The organism is Nocardiopsis oceanisediminis (assembly GCF_048595525.1).
Classification (GTDB): Bacteria; Actinomycetota; Actinomycetes; order Streptosporangiales; family Streptosporangiaceae; genus Nocardiopsis_A; species Nocardiopsis_A oceanisediminis.
In genome coordinates, this window is the sequence record NZ_JAFMZJ010000002.1 from 92,278 (window position 1) to 106,911 (window position 14,634).

The 14,634-nt window shown below is 69.3% G+C and carries 16 protein-coding genes and 1 pseudogene; 13 read left to right on the forward strand and 4 right to left on the reverse strand.

Annotation, left to right across the window (positions count from 1 at the left end):
• Positions 1-73: 73 nt before the first annotated feature.
• A complete protein-coding gene (locus tag J0910_RS30360) occupies positions 74-388 on the forward strand; it encodes a hypothetical protein (RefSeq protein WP_420162202.1) in 315 nt (104 codons plus the stop codon).
• A gap of 245 nt (positions 389-633) precedes the next feature.
• On the opposite strand, the gene J0910_RS30365 is transcribed toward J0910_RS30360, so the two are convergent.
• Positions 634-1,449 carry a hypothetical protein gene (locus tag J0910_RS30365; protein ID WP_420162203.1) on the reverse strand — a complete coding sequence of 272 codons (816 nt, stop codon included), beginning with the start codon at positions 1,447-1,449 and terminating at the stop codon, positions 634-636.
• Positions 1,450-2,116: 667 nt separating this feature from the next.
• On the opposite strand from J0910_RS30365, the gene J0910_RS30370 reads away from it, so the two are divergent.
• From J0910_RS30370 to J0910_RS30400, 7 genes are all read left to right on the forward strand, one after another.
• Positions 2,117-2,371, forward strand: coding sequence for a hypothetical protein (locus tag J0910_RS30370; protein WP_420162204.1), 255 nt, complete (start codon positions 2,117-2,119; stop codon positions 2,369-2,371).
• Positions 2,372-2,796: 425 nt separating this feature from the next.
• The gene (locus J0910_RS30375; protein WP_420162205.1) at positions 2,797-3,117 is read left to right on the forward strand and encodes a hypothetical protein; all 321 of its coding nucleotides are present in this window, start codon (positions 2,797-2,799) and stop codon (positions 3,115-3,117) included.
• A 94-nt stretch (positions 3,118-3,211) separates the two neighbouring features.
• Entirely contained in the window at positions 3,212-3,985 is a 774-nt protein-coding gene (locus tag J0910_RS30380; protein WP_420162206.1) for an NYN domain-containing protein, read from the forward strand.
• Between the two features lie 220 nt (positions 3,986-4,205).
• On the forward strand, positions 4,206-4,421 hold the full coding sequence (locus tag J0910_RS30385; RefSeq protein WP_420162207.1) for a hypothetical protein: 216 nt from the start codon (positions 4,206-4,208) through the stop codon (positions 4,419-4,421).
• The gene (locus J0910_RS30390) at positions 4,418-5,491 is read left to right on the forward strand and encodes a DUF2332 domain-containing protein (RefSeq protein ID WP_420162208.1); all 1,074 of its coding nucleotides are present in this window, start codon (positions 4,418-4,420) and stop codon (positions 5,489-5,491) included. Before J0910_RS30385 ends, J0910_RS30390 begins: the two co-directional genes overlap by 4 nt.
• Positions 5,492-5,837: 346 nt before the next feature.
• A complete protein-coding gene (locus tag J0910_RS30395) occupies positions 5,838-7,112 on the forward strand; it encodes an NsdA family TPR-like regulatory protein (protein ID WP_420162209.1) in 1,275 nt (424 codons plus the stop codon).
• Positions 7,113-7,464: 352 nt separating this feature from the next.
• Entirely contained in the window at positions 7,465-8,055 is a 591-nt protein-coding gene (locus J0910_RS30400) for a hypothetical protein (protein ID WP_420162210.1), read from the forward strand.
• Positions 8,056-8,191: 136 nt separating this feature from the next.
• On the opposite strand, the gene J0910_RS30405 is transcribed toward J0910_RS30400, so the two are convergent.
• On the reverse strand, positions 8,192-8,368 hold the full coding sequence (locus J0910_RS30405) for a hypothetical protein (RefSeq protein WP_420162211.1): 177 nt from the start codon (positions 8,366-8,368) through the stop codon (positions 8,192-8,194).
• 485 nt (positions 8,369-8,853) lie between these two features.
• On the opposite strand from J0910_RS30405, the pseudogene J0910_RS30410 reads away from it, so the two are divergent.
• Positions 8,854-9,386: pseudogene (locus tag J0910_RS30410) on the forward strand (transposase family protein).
• On the opposite strand, the gene J0910_RS30415 reads toward J0910_RS30410, so the two are convergent.
• Both J0910_RS30415 and J0910_RS30420 read right to left on the reverse strand, forming a co-directional pair.
• Positions 9,312-9,611: a helix-turn-helix domain-containing protein gene (locus J0910_RS30415; protein ID WP_420162212.1), complete on the reverse strand. Its 300-nt coding sequence runs from the start codon at positions 9,609-9,611 to the stop codon at positions 9,312-9,314. The pseudogene J0910_RS30410 and the gene J0910_RS30415 overlap by 75 nt on opposite strands.
• 37 nt (positions 9,612-9,648) lie before the next feature.
• On the reverse strand, positions 9,649-9,909 hold the full coding sequence (locus J0910_RS30420) for a hypothetical protein (RefSeq protein WP_420162213.1): 261 nt from the start codon (positions 9,907-9,909) through the stop codon (positions 9,649-9,651).
• A 1,305-nt stretch (positions 9,910-11,214) separates the two neighbouring features.
• Between J0910_RS30420 and J0910_RS30425 the strand changes: the two genes are divergently transcribed.
• The 4 genes from J0910_RS30425 (at position 11,215) to J0910_RS30440 (ending at position 14,209) form a co-directional block, all read left to right on the forward strand.
• Positions 11,215-11,997, forward strand: coding sequence for a hypothetical protein (locus J0910_RS30425; RefSeq protein ID WP_420162214.1), 783 nt, complete (start codon positions 11,215-11,217; stop codon positions 11,995-11,997).
• Positions 11,998-12,102: 105 nt separating this feature from the next.
• Positions 12,103-12,909, forward strand: coding sequence for an MFS transporter (locus J0910_RS30430; protein ID WP_420162215.1), 807 nt, complete (start codon positions 12,103-12,105; stop codon positions 12,907-12,909).
• Between the two features lie 79 nt (positions 12,910-12,988).
• Positions 12,989-13,471, forward strand: coding sequence for a GNAT family N-acetyltransferase (locus J0910_RS30435; protein ID WP_420162216.1), 483 nt, complete (start codon positions 12,989-12,991; stop codon positions 13,469-13,471).
• A 456-nt stretch (positions 13,472-13,927) separates the two neighbouring features.
• On the forward strand, positions 13,928-14,209 hold the full coding sequence (locus J0910_RS30440; RefSeq protein ID WP_420162217.1) for a hypothetical protein: 282 nt from the start codon (positions 13,928-13,930) through the stop codon (positions 14,207-14,209).
• Positions 14,210-14,634 lie beyond the last annotated feature (425 nt).

The window sequence follows — 14,634 nt, forward strand, 5'->3', positions numbered from 1 at the left end:
TCCGATGAAATCGACCGGACGCCTGAGACATCTCTGGCGCATGGTCCGGCCGATCGGAACGGTGAGGTGGCAGATGCCGCGCATCGCGGCCCGGCAACCGGGCGGAACGGTCCTGGTGGCCTACGGGCACGCCGGCCTGATCGTCAACGAGAACGACGCGCCGATCCGGATCGTCGACCCGCACTTCATCGGCACCGTGTGGTCCAAGATCTGCTTCGGCCAGTGGGAAGAGGTGAACGAGCCCGTCCCCGAAGGGTTCCTCGCACCCGGGGTCCTCGGTCTCATGGCGGAGTTCGAGGGGCAGTGGCTGAGGAGGTTCAGCGGCGAAGAGCTCGACATGTGGCTTGCCGACCGCCCGGATACCGGGGACCCGGCTCCCCGTATCTGACCTCGTATTTTCGCAGTCTCGTACCGTTTCCGGCGCGGGATTCCCTCCTGCCCGCGGCTGCGGCCCTGTCCGACCGGCTCAGGGCTGTCCGGGCCGAGGCCGCCCTTATGCGCAGGAACGCCGCCGGGCACGCCGGCCGCGCGGCCGGCCTCTACGCCGACCCGCTCCCCGAGCGTGAACCGACCCGTGCCGGGGCCGGCCTGTGCGCGGATGCGCCGATCTCGGCGGCCGTTCCGTCGGCGTCCTCAGAAGCGCCCGGGCGTGCTCGGGGGGCCGAAGTGGTGCAGGGCCTTGAGGACGGCCAGCTCCCCGATCCTCTTGAACCCGTACGGCCCGGAATCGACGTCGTGCCATCCGACTTCGCGCAGCACCGCGCGCATGGCATAGGGGGCCCGCCCGCCGCCGGCCTGCCTCCAGCCGCGCTTCAGCCCGTAGGCGAACGCGGCGATGAACTCCTCCCAGGTCTGTGGGTCCAGCTCCATTCCGCGGGGCAGCCGCTGCTCGGGCAGCAGGTCGACGATCAGGCGGAGGTCCTCTTCCTGGTCCGGCCCGGGGGGCTCCAGGTCGAGGCGGGCCTCGGCGTGGAGCCCGCCGCAGCACTTCGCGCGGCTGAGCACGTGGAGCTGCCTCAGCGGGTGGGGGAGGGCCGGCGGTGCGGGGCGGTTGCACCAGCCGATCGGGCGCGGCGCCCGGCCCTCCGCCAGCGCCTGCTCGGCCTCGCCGGCGGCGAGTTCGGCCGTCTCCTCGAGGAGCCGGTCGTGCACCTGCTCCCCTGGGGCCGGGGCGGTGCCGCGGAAGCGGTGCAGGACCGCGTGCCACGGGGCGCCGCTGCGGTACTCCAGGGCCCGGTCGAGGTGCCGCGCGAAGGAGGCCGCGCTCTCCTCCGGTGGGACGGCCCAGGGCACAGTGGTCTCCCGGTCGGCTGCGGTGCCGCCGCCGGGGTGCAGGTCGAGCAGGACCTGCACCTGGTGCAGGCCATCGGCCTCTTGCAGGGCGTGGTCGACCTCGATCGGGAAGGGACCTCTCCAGGCCGCCGCCGGGTCCAGGACTTCTGCGTCCATCCGCCCCTCCCTCGGTCGGTGCTTGGTGGACCGGGTGAGCCTACCGTCACCGCTGCCGGCCACGGGACCGGAGCCCGAGGCGATCCACGCCGATCCCCGGGGTCAGTCGCTTCCGGCCTTCGGGCTGGCCGCGCCGGAGACAGCAGCCATCCCCAGCAGGGGCACCGAGATCTCCGGGGAAGTGCAGGCCGAGGTGGCGCGGGCCGCCGTTTCAAGCGGCAGCCGGGGCCAGATGACACGGCCTCGCCCCCGCACCGGTCGCTTTTCGGTTCCTACTCTCGGAAAAAAAGGGGGGCGACCGGCTCCTGCCCCTCGAACAAAGCGGTGGAACAAGGACGCAGCCCCTGCCGCAGACCGCCGGCCGTCACGAGAGCAGAGCCCTTCTCCTCCACGAGGCAGGCCCGGCCTTCGCCGATCTCGTTGTCTTCGCAGACCGCGGTCTCGAACAGCGGTCACCCGGTCAGGGCGGCGAGCCCCCGAACGGGCCGAGAAGAAGCACACGCGCCGCCACCCGTGCTGCGGCCAGGCCATGGCCGCAGACGCCGACCGCGCCGATGACCGAGGCCCCCTTGCCCCCGTCGGCCCAGGGGCAGAGGGGACCGGGGAACATGCAGGTGAGAGCATGTCCTGCATGCCGATGCCCGAATCATCCGATGACCCTGTCCTGGTGAGTGAAGACGCCCTGCAGGTCCCCGTCATCGTGCGCGAAGCCGTGGGAACACGCCGCTACCTGCATTGGCGCAAGACCCTCCAGCCCTGGCCCGGCTTCGGCGAGGTACCCGCCCCCGGCGCCTACCGGGTGGGCACGACCTGGCGCGACGTCATCGACGCCGCCGTCACAGTGGGAAGGGACCTGGCCCCCTGGCTGGCCCACCGGCCGCACCGGGCCGCCCACGAGCTCCTTGCCCGGGTCGCCCCCTGAGCGCCTATCTGAGCCGGGAAGAGTTCCATTGCCGGGGTGTCGCGCATTCCTCGTGCCGATGCGGGCAGTGGGGGACGGCACCCGACTGGTGCCGACCTCTCCCGAGTCCGGCGGCGGCGTGCCCCGGGCACGGACACCCGCGAGCGCCTGCACGCCCTCCCGGCCCCGCCCGCCGGATGATTGCCGAGCGGTCTGGTGTCATCTCCCCTGTCCGGCGTGTGTGGCGACGACCGCAACACCGCGGCGGGCGTACCGAGGTGGATCTTCGCAGCGTGAATCGGTAGAAGCCGGGACGTTGCGGCGGTGCGATCCGCCGCTGGCGGGTCAGAAGGGGCGGGGTGGGGCGGCCGTGGGAAACGCGAGACCGATCCGGTGTCCGGCCGCCGAACCGACCATGGGACTGGTCGTCGGGGACCAATAGTGCCGTGGTAGCGGGGCGACAGCCGCCCGAGGCGGCGCGCGCCGTCACCGAGGTCTGCGGCCACCTCCCACTCGCCGTGCGCGCCGCCGGACTGCGGCTCAGCTACGAGGCACTGGACCCCGAGGAGCGGCAGGTGTTCCGCTGGGCCGGGCTGCTGGCGGCCTCGGAGTTCAACGCGGACCTGGTCGGCAGGCTGGTCGGGCGCCCGGTGGCCGGGACCTCTCTTTTGCTGGTCCAGTGCCTTTCCGAAACCGCACTCCGCTGCGGGACCTGGGGTCCGAGTGGGAATGGAACGGTGAGTCCCGGCTGGGGCGGGCCAGGCTAGCGGCGTGAACGCTGGTAGGGCCGACCGGCGCGGGGTAGGCCGCCGGTGAGCCGGGCCGACCCCGGAGGCCGCCTTGCAACGGGAGCTGTATCGCATGACCGCCCTCAGCCCTGCCGGCGCCAGCGTGAAACTGGCCGTGCTGATCGACGCCGAGAACGCCAACCCCGCGGTGGCCGGGGAGCTGCTGGCCGAGGTCGCCCGGTACGGTACCGCTCAGGTCAAGCGCGCCTACGGCGACTGGACCGACGCACAACTGAAGGGGTGGAAGGAGCAGCTGCTGGCCCAGTCCATCCAGCCCATCCAGCAGTTCGCCTACACCACCGGTAAGAACGCCAGCGACGCCGCGATGGTCATCGACGCCATGGACCTGCTCCACACCGGGCGCTTCGGCGGGTTCTGCATCGTCTCCAGCGACAGCGACTTCACCCGCCTGGCCGTCCGCCTGCGCGAGTCCGGTCTGACCGTCTACGGGTTCGGCGAGCGCAAGACCCCCGAGCCGTTCGTCGCGGCCTGCGACAAGTTCATCTACGTCGAGAACCTGCGCACCGAAACCACCCCGGGCCGGGCCGGGGCGCCCGGCCGGGCACCGGCGGCCGCGCTGAAAAGCGACAGCGCGCTGGTCACCCTGCTGCGCCATGCCGTGGAGGCGTCCTCTGACGAGGACGGCTGGGCCCACCTTGCCGCCGTCGGCCACATCATCACCGAGCAGCGCCCCGACTTCGACTCCCGTACCTACGGGTATGCCAAGCTCAGCGACCTGTTCGCCGCCACCGGCCTGTTCGAGCTGGACCGGCGGATCCCCGGCGGCGGGAAGTCGGCCATCGTCTGCGTGCGCGACAAGCGCCACCCGGCCACCACCACCAGGTAAGAATCGCCGGGTAGCCCCGGTGCAGCAATGCACCGGGGCTACCCGGCGGCGGCCGAAACCGGCACCGCCCCGGGGCGGAATGGAACGCGGTTCCCCCATGCGGGGGTTCCCGGGCCGGGGCACGAGTTCAACAACGAGGTCGCGCGGCTGTCCATCGAGCACGCGACGCGATGAGAGTGGGGATCGACAATGATTTCTGAAGACAGGTTCCTCGAACTGAGTGCAGGAATTCCTTCTTGAACGGCTGGGGGACAAAGCGGCCCACGTCGACGCCGACACGGAACTGGTCGAGTCCGGCCTCCCGGGCTCGCTGATGGTCCTGGAGTTCTTCTTCTTCCTGGAGAACGTCAGTGGAACGACGGTCAAGCCGGAGGAGGCGACCGTCCAGTCCCTGTCCACTCTGCGCGGTGCCTACCGACTGGTGGTGGCGTCATGAGCCTGACCATCGAACAGGTACTTGCCGGCTGCGAGTGGCAGCGCGATCTGTGCCGTAAGAACGGCGCACCGACCTACGTCGCCCTCATCGACGAGCTGATCGACCGTCTCGGTCCGGACGACACCGTCACGGGGCTCCTGACGGAGGACGGTCAGAACCCCATCCGGTCGGCCCTGTGCCTGAGGCTGTTCGGTGCCGTCAACCGGATCGCCATGCGCGAGTCCGCGGACTGGATCACCGACCACTACCCCACGCTCGGCGGTGAGTCCGCCCCGGAACGCGTGGTACCGGAGTTCTTCGGCTTCCTCCTCGGCAACCTCGACGCCGTCCGGGAACAGATGGGCATCGCCGTGCAGACCAACGAGGTGGGACGCGCGGCTCCCCTCTCGGCCGCGATGAACTACGTCGCACACGCCACCGGCCGTCCTCTCCGCCTGCTCGAGGTCGGTGCCAGCGCGGGACTGAACCTGCTCCTGGACCGCTACTTCGTGGCGGGCCCGCGGAGTTCGTGGGTGCCCACGGACTCGGCACTGCGGTTGGAGGGACACTTCGCCTCGGGGGACCCGGAGGCCGTCGCGCCTCCCGAGGTCGTCGAGCGCCGCGGTTGTGACCTCAACCCGATCGACGTTCACGACCCGGCCACGCCGAACCTGCTGCGCTCGTTCGTCTGGCCGGAGCACGTGGAGCGCGCCCGTCGGCTCGAAGCCGCGCTGGAGGTGGCCAGGTCGGTGCCACGGCTCAGGATCGACGCCGCGGACGCCTACTCATGGGTCTCCGAACACGTCGAGGACTCCGTGTCCGGCCGCACCACGGTGGTCTTCCACTCGATCGTGCTGCCCTACTTCGACCCGGACGAACGCGCCAGGTTCACCAAGCTCGTCTGTTGCCGGGGAGAGGGGAGGGACGAGGACCGGCCCCTGGCCTGGATCTCATTGGAACCGGGTGAGGAGGATTCCAGCGTGGTCGACCTGACCTGCGAGATCTGGCCTATGGGCAAGAAGGTGCTGCTGGCCGGGACGACCCCGCACGGGACCCATGTGCGCTGGGATCCGCAGGACCTTCTGACATGAGCGCGGTGGTCGGTTCGCTGGCCAGTGCGATCGGCGTACCCGCGCCGCTCACGGAGCTCCCGGCCGGAGCCATGCCCTCCGAAGCGGCCGGTGAGCTCATGAACCGGGGGCAGGAGCTGTGCCCGGTGACCGAGGACGAGCTGCCGTTGGTCGAGGAGTCGGTCAGCAGATCGCTGGCCGGCGCCGGCGTGGACCTCCGGTCGGTCGGCCACGTCCTCGTCGCGACCGAGACGATGACGGTCAACGGATCACGGGACGCGCACGAGAGGGTGCGCGGCCGGCTCCACAGGACGCTCTCAGGTCCGGGCCTCGGCCACGCGCCCGTGACAGCACTGACCTTCGGCGCGTGCCCGAGATGCGCCCGCTGGAGGTCCGCCGCCACGCCTACGGCTGGACCCGCCGCCAGCGGGCCGACGCCGTCGCCGATGTGCTGCACGCCCGCGGGCAGGCCGACCCCGGACTGAGCGAGGCGCGCATCTGCCGCTGGGAGCACAACGGTGTACGCCCCAGCCCGGACTACGCGGTGGCGCTGGTGGAGGTTTTCGGCGTACCCCCTGCGCGCCTCGGCCTGACCGCCTACGGTCACGATTGGTACCGTCGTCCCCACCCATGCGAGCAGGGAGCCCCCATGGCCGACCATTCACTGACGTCGGTGACCGACAGCCTCGCCCTGCAGCTGGAGGTCGAAGGGCCCGCCGGCGGGCCGCAGACCCGCGAGCAGGCCCACCGGGCCCTGCACTACTTCGCGACCCGCTACGGCGACTACCCGCCGGCGGTGATGGCCGGAGAGGTGCACCGGTGCCGCGGTCTGGTCGTGGCCATGCTCGCCTGCCCCCAGGCCGACCGGGACCGGCGCGAGCTGCGGGCCCTGGCCGGGTGGCTCTCAGCGCTGCTGGGCAACTTCGTCTTCCATGCCTCCGACTATTCCGGGGCCCACATCCACCTGGGCACCGGCGCCCGCTTGGGAACCGACGTGGGCGATGTCCGGCTGGCGAGCTGGAGCACGGGCGCCCAGGCCATGGTCGCCTCCTCCCAGGGCCGCGACGCCGACGCCCTGGAGCTGGCCGTGCAGGCGAGTGAGCTGGCCTCCGGGGCCTTGCAGCAGGCGCAGATGGCCGCCTGGGCCGAACTGGGACCTCTATCTCGGATGGGCCTGGCCCGCGAGGCGCGTGACGCCGCCCGCCGGGCCCGGCTGCGCATGGACGCCGCCGAGGAGGACACCCGGTCCCGGTGGGGGTTCGACCGCGCCGAGCTGCACCAGCACCTGGCCGAGGCCCACTTGGCCCTCGGCGAATCCGGGGAGGCGCGTCGGCACGCCGAGACCGCGCGTGGGTTGAAGCGCACCGGATCGGGCGGGTGGGCCGCGGCCACCGCGATCCTGGCCCGCGCCCGGGCGGCCGAGCGCGACGCCGGCGGGGCGTGCGCGCTGGCCGAGGAGGTCCTGGACAGCGTGCCCGCGGACTCGCTGCGGGAGACGACCCGGCGCCGCCTGCACGCGCTCCAGACCGACCTGGCCGCCGCCCCGGACCGGCGGCCCGCACCCTGGCCGACCGGCTCCGCGCCCTGCCCGCCCACGAACCCGTCCGGCGATCCAGCCCGGAACCCAACGGCCACTGAATAGGCGCAGAGCGGGGCCCTCCGAAGCGACCTCCGAAGGGCCCCGTTTTTGGGGCCGTTTTGGGGCCCGTCAGCTTCCCTCAGACGCCGTCAGGCTCCCTCAGGATCCACCAGGCACCCCCTCCGACCTGCGGTTGAACCGTTTCCGCAGGTGGAGAAAGGCGCTGTACTTATTCGAGACCCGGGTCATCGAGTACCAGACCGGCGGCGGCCTGGACTGGGACTGACCTGCGAAGACGCGGGCCTCATCTCCCGTCGGCGGAGGGGTGGGGGGTGGTCTCACCCCAGGTTGCGGGGAGTACTGGTCATGGTCAAGGTCCTCAACCCCCGTAGCGTTGGCGAAACAAAGTGCTGATGTGAGCAGGGTTTCTATGAGGGAGTGGTTCACCGTCAAAGGTTTCGCAGTGGGTTTCACCTCCGGCGCCGTTTCTTGCCTGGTCGTTGTAGGCGGGTCCTGTTCGGCGCTGCGCTCGGCAGAGGAAGAGAACGCAGTGACGGCACCTGTCGGAGAACTCCACTTCGGCGATGTTTTCGACATGCGGAGCGAGTGGATGGACAGGCCGGAGGAGAGGATCTCCTACACCATCACGTCGGTGGGGACGGAAGATGGCGGCGAGGAAGGGGCGAGGAATTTCACCTTCACTCTGGGTATTGTGAGCAACGCCGATCGCCACGTCGAAGACCCCTACCCGGATGTCAGGTGCGGTAACGGAAGGGAAGAGGATCTGGTCCTCTCCCGGGAGGAGGCGAGAGGGGAGTACCCGAGCGGCCTGGAACCAGGAGAGGGGACCCTCGGTATGACCATGGAGATCGGCTGTGAGTTTTCTGAACCGACCTATCCGGAAGATCTGGTCGTCACGGTGTCGAGGAAGGGCGAAGAGGTGACTTTCGTGGACCCGATGCGCGGGGTGGATCGGATGAAGTGGCGCCACGAGTTCGATGCGTGAGTGTTGTGCCCGCCCACGCAGAAAGCTCGGCTGGGAGGCCCCGGCCGGGCACCTCGCCGCAACCGACTGACCTCATGTGTTGCGACGACCGTTGGACTTCACCGGGTGGGCGGGGCGTTTGCTCGGGGCCGGCCGTTCACAGCTGGGCGGTCTTGCGGGCCCAGATGTTGAGTGCGGCGACGGCCAGGGCGGCTGCGGCCCACAGGGTCCAGAGCCACCACACGGGGTCTCCGAGCAGGGATCCGGCGATCATGCCGACCAGGGAGAGCGCGAGGGTGGCGTTCGTGAGGTGTACAGCGGTTCGGGTCTGCATCTCCCGCCTTTCCGTGCGGTCTGCTGTGTGAGATCCTGGGAGGGCGGGACCGGGGTAGGTTGAATACCCCGGTCCCTCTTTACCGCTTGCGGCGGCGGTGGCGGCCCTTCAGGCGGTGCCTGGCGTGGTTTGTCTTCTCCACGCACGCCCTCTGGCCTGCCGCGTGGACTCACCCCGCGTATGCGGGGAGCACCCACTCGAGAGATCCGTTCTCAACAGGCGGTGTGGTTCGGGTTACTTCGGCCCATCAAGGAAATCATGAACCTGGCGTCAGAAATGCTCACTCCGCAGCATCCTCGCCAGACCGGCCTATCTCCTCTTCTCCGTAGAGCCTCCGTATCGCATTCTCAGCGGCATTGAGCCTTTTTCATCCTGAATGCGCAGGTCACAGCCCCGTACCGGTCTCCCCGAACCCCTCCCGAACAGCAAGGAGCCCCTGGTAGACGGGTTTTCGACCAAGAATCCCCACCCACCAAGGGCTCCGCATGCTGTTCTACCGTGCCGCGCTGCCGTTGTCACGCCGCACCCTCAACCTGACCGCCCGCACCATCCGCGCTCACCGCACCCGAACCGGATCCCGGTGGCGCCGCCTCGACCCGGCCGCCCAAGCCCTGCTCGTGCTGGTCCACCTGTACAAGGGTGAGCCCTTCGCACAGGTCGCCGCCGGATTCGAGGTCGGTACCGCAACCGCTTGGTGCTACGTTCGCGAGACCACCTCCCTGCCGGCCGAACAGGCACCCGCCCTTGAACAAGGGCTGCGTCGTGCCCGCCGCAAGGGCTGGGCGACAAGGGCTACGTCGGCTTGTCGGAGGTGGTGTTCTGCCCGTTCAAGGGACGCGGCAAGCCGCAGTGGAAGAAGGACGCCAACTCCGACCACGCCAGGCTCCGCAGCCCAGGCGAACGCGCGATCGCCCAGCTCAAGAACTGGGACATCCTGGGCCGCCTACGCTGCTGCCCGCAGCGGGCCGGGGAGATCACCCGCGCTGTTCTGGTCCTTCAGCTCCGAGAAGCAGGATGAAAAAGGCTCGATGTAGCGGTTACGCCATTTATGTACGGTCTGTGGCCAGATTCCCAGTTCCCGGGCGACCTGCCCGTCGGACCCGCCTTCGGCGCAGCGCAGGACGATCCGCGCGCGCTGCGCCATGAACTGCGCTGACGTCCGTCGTCGTGCGATCTGTTCCAGTGCGCGCCGGTCGTCATCACCGACTACCAGGGGCCGCTTCTTGGGGCCGCGATCTGCCATGCGGGCATTGCAGCCTAACTGTCATCGAATTAACGACTCAGAACACTAGGAGCCGCACGTTGCCTCCGCGGCGGTGCTTGCGGCCGCTGTACCAGAGGTCGGTTCCGGAGTCGTCGGGCTTTGGCGGTCGACACCGGTCGGATTCGAAGAGCTTTCCGTCCAGGACCGCCCGCCTGCCCTGGCTGAGGGCCTGCTCGAGCACTTCTTGCAGATCGGGCGCGTTTTGCGCCGGCACGTCGGTACCTTCGTCGATGTAGCGGTAGGCGGTCGCCCGGGAAATGGCGTTGTCCCTGGCCAAGGCCTCGGCGGTGGCCGGCTCGCGGAAGTGGCGCAGGAGGGGGAGCGCCTGTTTGAAGCAGGTCAGGGCCCGGGCGCCTCGGCGGGTTCCGCGCTGGCGGCGCTCGGCGGCCAGGAGGCGGAAGACTTCCAGGACGAGTTCCCTGGGGGCGTCGAGGATGGCATCATAGGTGACCGCGTGGAGCCTTTCACGGTAGCCCGGCAGAGTGTCGTTACTTCGCCTTCTACCTGGGACTCCACGTCTTTGTCCGGGGAATGGGAATGTCTACCGGAGCGTCCGCTCTGCGCGTTTTGCCGCCTTCATTCCACTTCTGAAGTCGCTGAGATCACCTCAATACACCACAAAAGACTAAAACGACCAACCTAGGGCAGGGCCCAACGAAATGCAAACCCAAAAAGAAGGGTGAAATGAAAAATAAAATTATCCTCTACTTGGTATCGGTGGTCGGCATTGCATTTGTCATTTATTTGCTCTTTGCCCCCCCTGTTGGGATGCACGTACAAGTAGGAGAAAAATCCTATACTCTTGATTGTGATTCACCGATACTAGCAGGCCCTCCCTACAAGGAAACAGGCCCTTGGGACTACAGCAATGGAATCTATAATGACACTGAAGCCTTGCATAATGCATGCGACACGCGCAGGGTCCAACAACTGTCTATTGCTCTCCTTGTTGCAATTCCAACGACGATCGTATCTTCTCTCGCCCTACCCAGAATATCTAACATTTCATGACATGCAAGCAATGAGGTGATCTCAGCGACTTCAGAAGTGGAATGAAGGCGGCAAAACGCGCAGAGCGGACGCTCCGGTAGACATTCCCATTCCCCGGACAAAGACGTGGAGTCCCAGGTAGAAGGCGAAGTAACGACACTCTGCCGGGCTACCGTGAAAGGCTCCACGCGGTCACCTATGATGCCATCCTCGACGCCCCCAGGGAACTCGTCCTGGAAGTCTTCCGCCTCCTGGCCGCCGAGCGCCGCCAGCGCGGAACCCGCCGAGGCGCCCGGGCCCTGACCTGCTTCAAACAGGCGCTCCCCCTCCTGCGCCAGGCCGCGCAAAGAAGGGCTGATCGCCTTCGCCGATCTGGGCTATGAAGGGGCCGGCCCTGCTCGAACAGGGCGGCAGCGGTCATCCGGCGGTCTGTTTGTCGGGGGCGTCCATGGCGGCCTCCCGAAACTGCTGGTCACAGGAGTCCTACCCACACCGAAGAGAACAATCAAAGCTCAGTCAGTAGCCAGTCCAGGGCACCAGCGGCGCTGGCCGCTCCCGTGCGGCCAGCCGGGAGATAGGGCAGAATCCTGCCGTGACCGTCGTGGAACCCGTTCTGGAGGCCTATCCGGTGGAGGGGTTCGGGCTGTGGCCGGTGGCCCGGTTCGAGCCGTGGTCCTTCATGCCGCTGAGCGGGGCGCTGGCCCCGGCCGAGGTCGGCACGGCGGTGATGGCGATCGCCGCCTGCAACGACATCGACCCCGGCCCCGACGACGGCCGCCCGCCGCGCCCGGCCGACCCCCTCCAGGGGTTCCTGCACGGCCTGCTCACCATGGGCGACCTCTTCGCCCCGGGAGGGCTCAGAGTCCGCGACACCGCCACCGGCGCGGTCCTGGTGCCCGGCTGCTGCAGCGGACTGGACGAGCGGCGCGACTGGTACGAGGTCACCGACGGCGAAGGGCGGGCCGGCTTCGGCCACGACCCCTCGCCCCTGGCCGAGCGCGTCGGCGGCACCGCCCGGCTGACCGCCGATGCCGATCGGGACGGCGGCCCGGTGATCGAGCTTCCCGTCGCGGAGCTGCGCCGCCTGCTGGCCGGCGCGGAGCGGGACCTGGCCGCATTCCTCCGCTCGGCCGCCGCCTGGGCCGCTGTGCATCTTCCCGGTCACGCCGGACCCGTCACCTCGGCCCTCGCCCGAGCCCTGGACCTGCCCCCACCGGCCGCGGCGCCAGGCTCCTCGGAAGCCTCCACTTCGCCGACGCCGTCAGCAAAGGCATCTTCCCCAGCGGCAGCGCCGTCTACTTCACCGCCGTCACCGGCCTGTCCGCCGAGCAAGTGGCCCTCGGCGTCTCCGCAGCCGGAGCATCCGGCTTCGTAGCCTCGCTCCTGCTCGGAATGGTCGCCGACCGCCTGGGCGCCGCACGGCTGCTCTGCCTCATGCTGCTGCTCCAAGCCGTCGGCTTCCTCGCCATGATCACCTTCCTTGGGCTTCGTGGAGTACGGCGGAGGACCGGCCTTCGGGTCGGTCATCGGCTCCATTGCCGAGCAGGGCGACCGAGTCCGGATCAGAGCAGCGATGCGGTCGCTGTTCAACGTCGGCTTCAGCCCGGGCAGTGCGATCACTGCGTTGGCGATCCTGGGCGGCGACATCCCGATCCGGGCGCTGCCCTTCGCGACAAGCGCGCTGCTCCTGGTAGCCGCACTCATGACCCTGCGCCTGCCCGCCGTAGGCAACGCCATCCGCAGACCCCAGCGCCTCTTCGGTGCGATCCGGGACCTGCGCTTCATGCGGGTGGTCGCGCTGTCGGCATCGGCGGCGCTGCACGGCTCCGTCATCCTGGTGGCGCTGCCCCTGTGGATCGTCACGCGATCAGAGGCACCGGATGTCCTGGTCCCCGTGCTGCTCATTGCCGACACCGTCTTCGTCGTGCTGGCGCAAGTACGGATGGGCGGCGGCACAGACACCGTCGAGGGCGCAGCCGGCGTCGCCCGGCGCTCCTCCTTCCGGCTGGCCGGCGGCTGCGTCCTCATCGCAGGCGCTTCCTACCTCAGCAGCATCACGGCAGCCGTGCTGATCTGCGCCGCCGTGCTTCTGCTCATCGTGGCCGAACCGCGCCAGTCCGCCTCCGCCTGGGGCTGTCGTACGGTCTGGCACCGGAACACTCCCAGGCGGAGTACCTCGGCGCGTTCAACCTGTACTCGGTCGCCCATAACGTCCTCGGGCCGGCCGTTGTCGTCGCGCTCCTGGGAGCAGCCGGCTCATGGGGCTGGCTGCTGGTCGCCGCGGTAGTCATCGGGGCAGGTCTCCTGACCCCGTCAGCAGCGCGCTCCGCCGCCTCCAGCACATTGGTCTCGGACAAGGGCACCCGTTGACGTTTACACGACTCCTCACTCCCGACGACGCCCCGGAACTCGCCAAGATTTTCACGCAGAACCGGGAGTTCCTCGCCGAGTGGGACCCGATCCACAGCGACGACCACTTCACCGTCGAGCGCCAGGCCGCCCTGCTGGGACAGGCGGCGCGCAACCACGAGGACGGCGCCTCGGTTCCGCTGGCCGTCCTCGACCCCGACGGGCGGATCGTCGGCCGCCTCAACATCAGCAACATCGTTCGCGGCGCCCTGCAGTCGGCCAGCCTCGGCTACTGGGTGAGCCGCTCCCACAACGGCCGCGGACTGGCCACCGGAGCCGTCTCCGAAGCCAAGGAGATCGCCTTCGGGCAGCTGGGGCTGCACCGCCTCCAGGCCGAGACCCTGGTCAGGAACACCGCCTCGCAGCGGGTCCTGGAACGCAACGGATTCACGCCCTACGGCATCGCCCCGCAGTACCTGCGGATCGCCGGCCGGTGGTAGGACCACATCCTCTACCAGCTCCTCAACCCCGGATGGACCGAATGAGACACTGCAGACTCGGCGCCAGCGGACACTCAAAGTCAGCGGGAGCTCCCACGGGATGGATCAACCGCACAGAAGGCGAAGCGGTCAAGAAAGGCGAAGGGGACGGCACCGCGCAGCGGCCCGGTGAAGTCCTGCGCGTGCAGCGGCACCGCTGCTGCGGGCACGGGGCCGCCCTGCTCCCCGGAGTCCGCCGCCACCGCCTTCATACTGATCTGCACCGCACAATCACCGATTGAAACGGCCTCTCGGCCTCACTACCGCTTGAAAGGTGATGGCATGCTGGTGCATCAGATGATCGTGCACGGCGGTATGTGCCCGTCGGGACAGCACGACTGGCGGTCCACGGGCAGCGGAAACCAGCAGCAGTGCTCTAAGTGCGGAGCGATCCAAGACGGCAGCTAGGGAGCGAGCATGGCCGACACGCACACCGCAGAGTCGTTCACCCGCGATGTGGTCCGCCGGGAAGCAGAAAAGCGCGGGGTGAGCGTCGACTGGGACGCCCATCTCCCCGAGGAGGCCCCTGAAGGGCTGCGGCACGCGGTGTTCAAGGTCGAGGGCCGCTGGTGCGTGTGGGCGACCCGCAGCGCCGACCCCGTGGTGCTGCCGTCTGAGCGCGACTTCTACCCCCTGGACTCCGTTCTGGCCGGCGGATGGGAGCGCGTGGGATGGAACGGGATCCGCGCCATGCAGTGACCGGGCCTTCGGCGGTGGAGCCGGGGCCTGCGCAGGCCCCGGCGCTCACCCGCATGAGCGCCGGCGGGGCGGAGGCGGCTCGGAAGGGAAGCGGCCCGGATCCTGCCCCGCCTGGGCTCCGCGGAGCTCCGGCCGGCCCGGAGCCGGAGCGCCCGCCCCCGCAGAGCCCTGTTTTCCGAAGCCGCCATGGGCCGGGCGGGAAACCGCGGAAGGCCTTATCCGAACTCGTCTGCGGGCGGAAGCCTCCTCGCGCGGCCCCGCCGCCCCGGCTCTACTGGAACTGCTCTGCCGGATGCCTTCCCAGGGCATGTCCGGATCGGTGCAGGAGACGCCGGAGGGCGAGAGCGCCGCTCCAGACCCTTCGCGCGCCGAACGCTCTGCGGCGGCCTCGGCCGCCCGGACCGTGCTCACGCCCCGGGTGCACA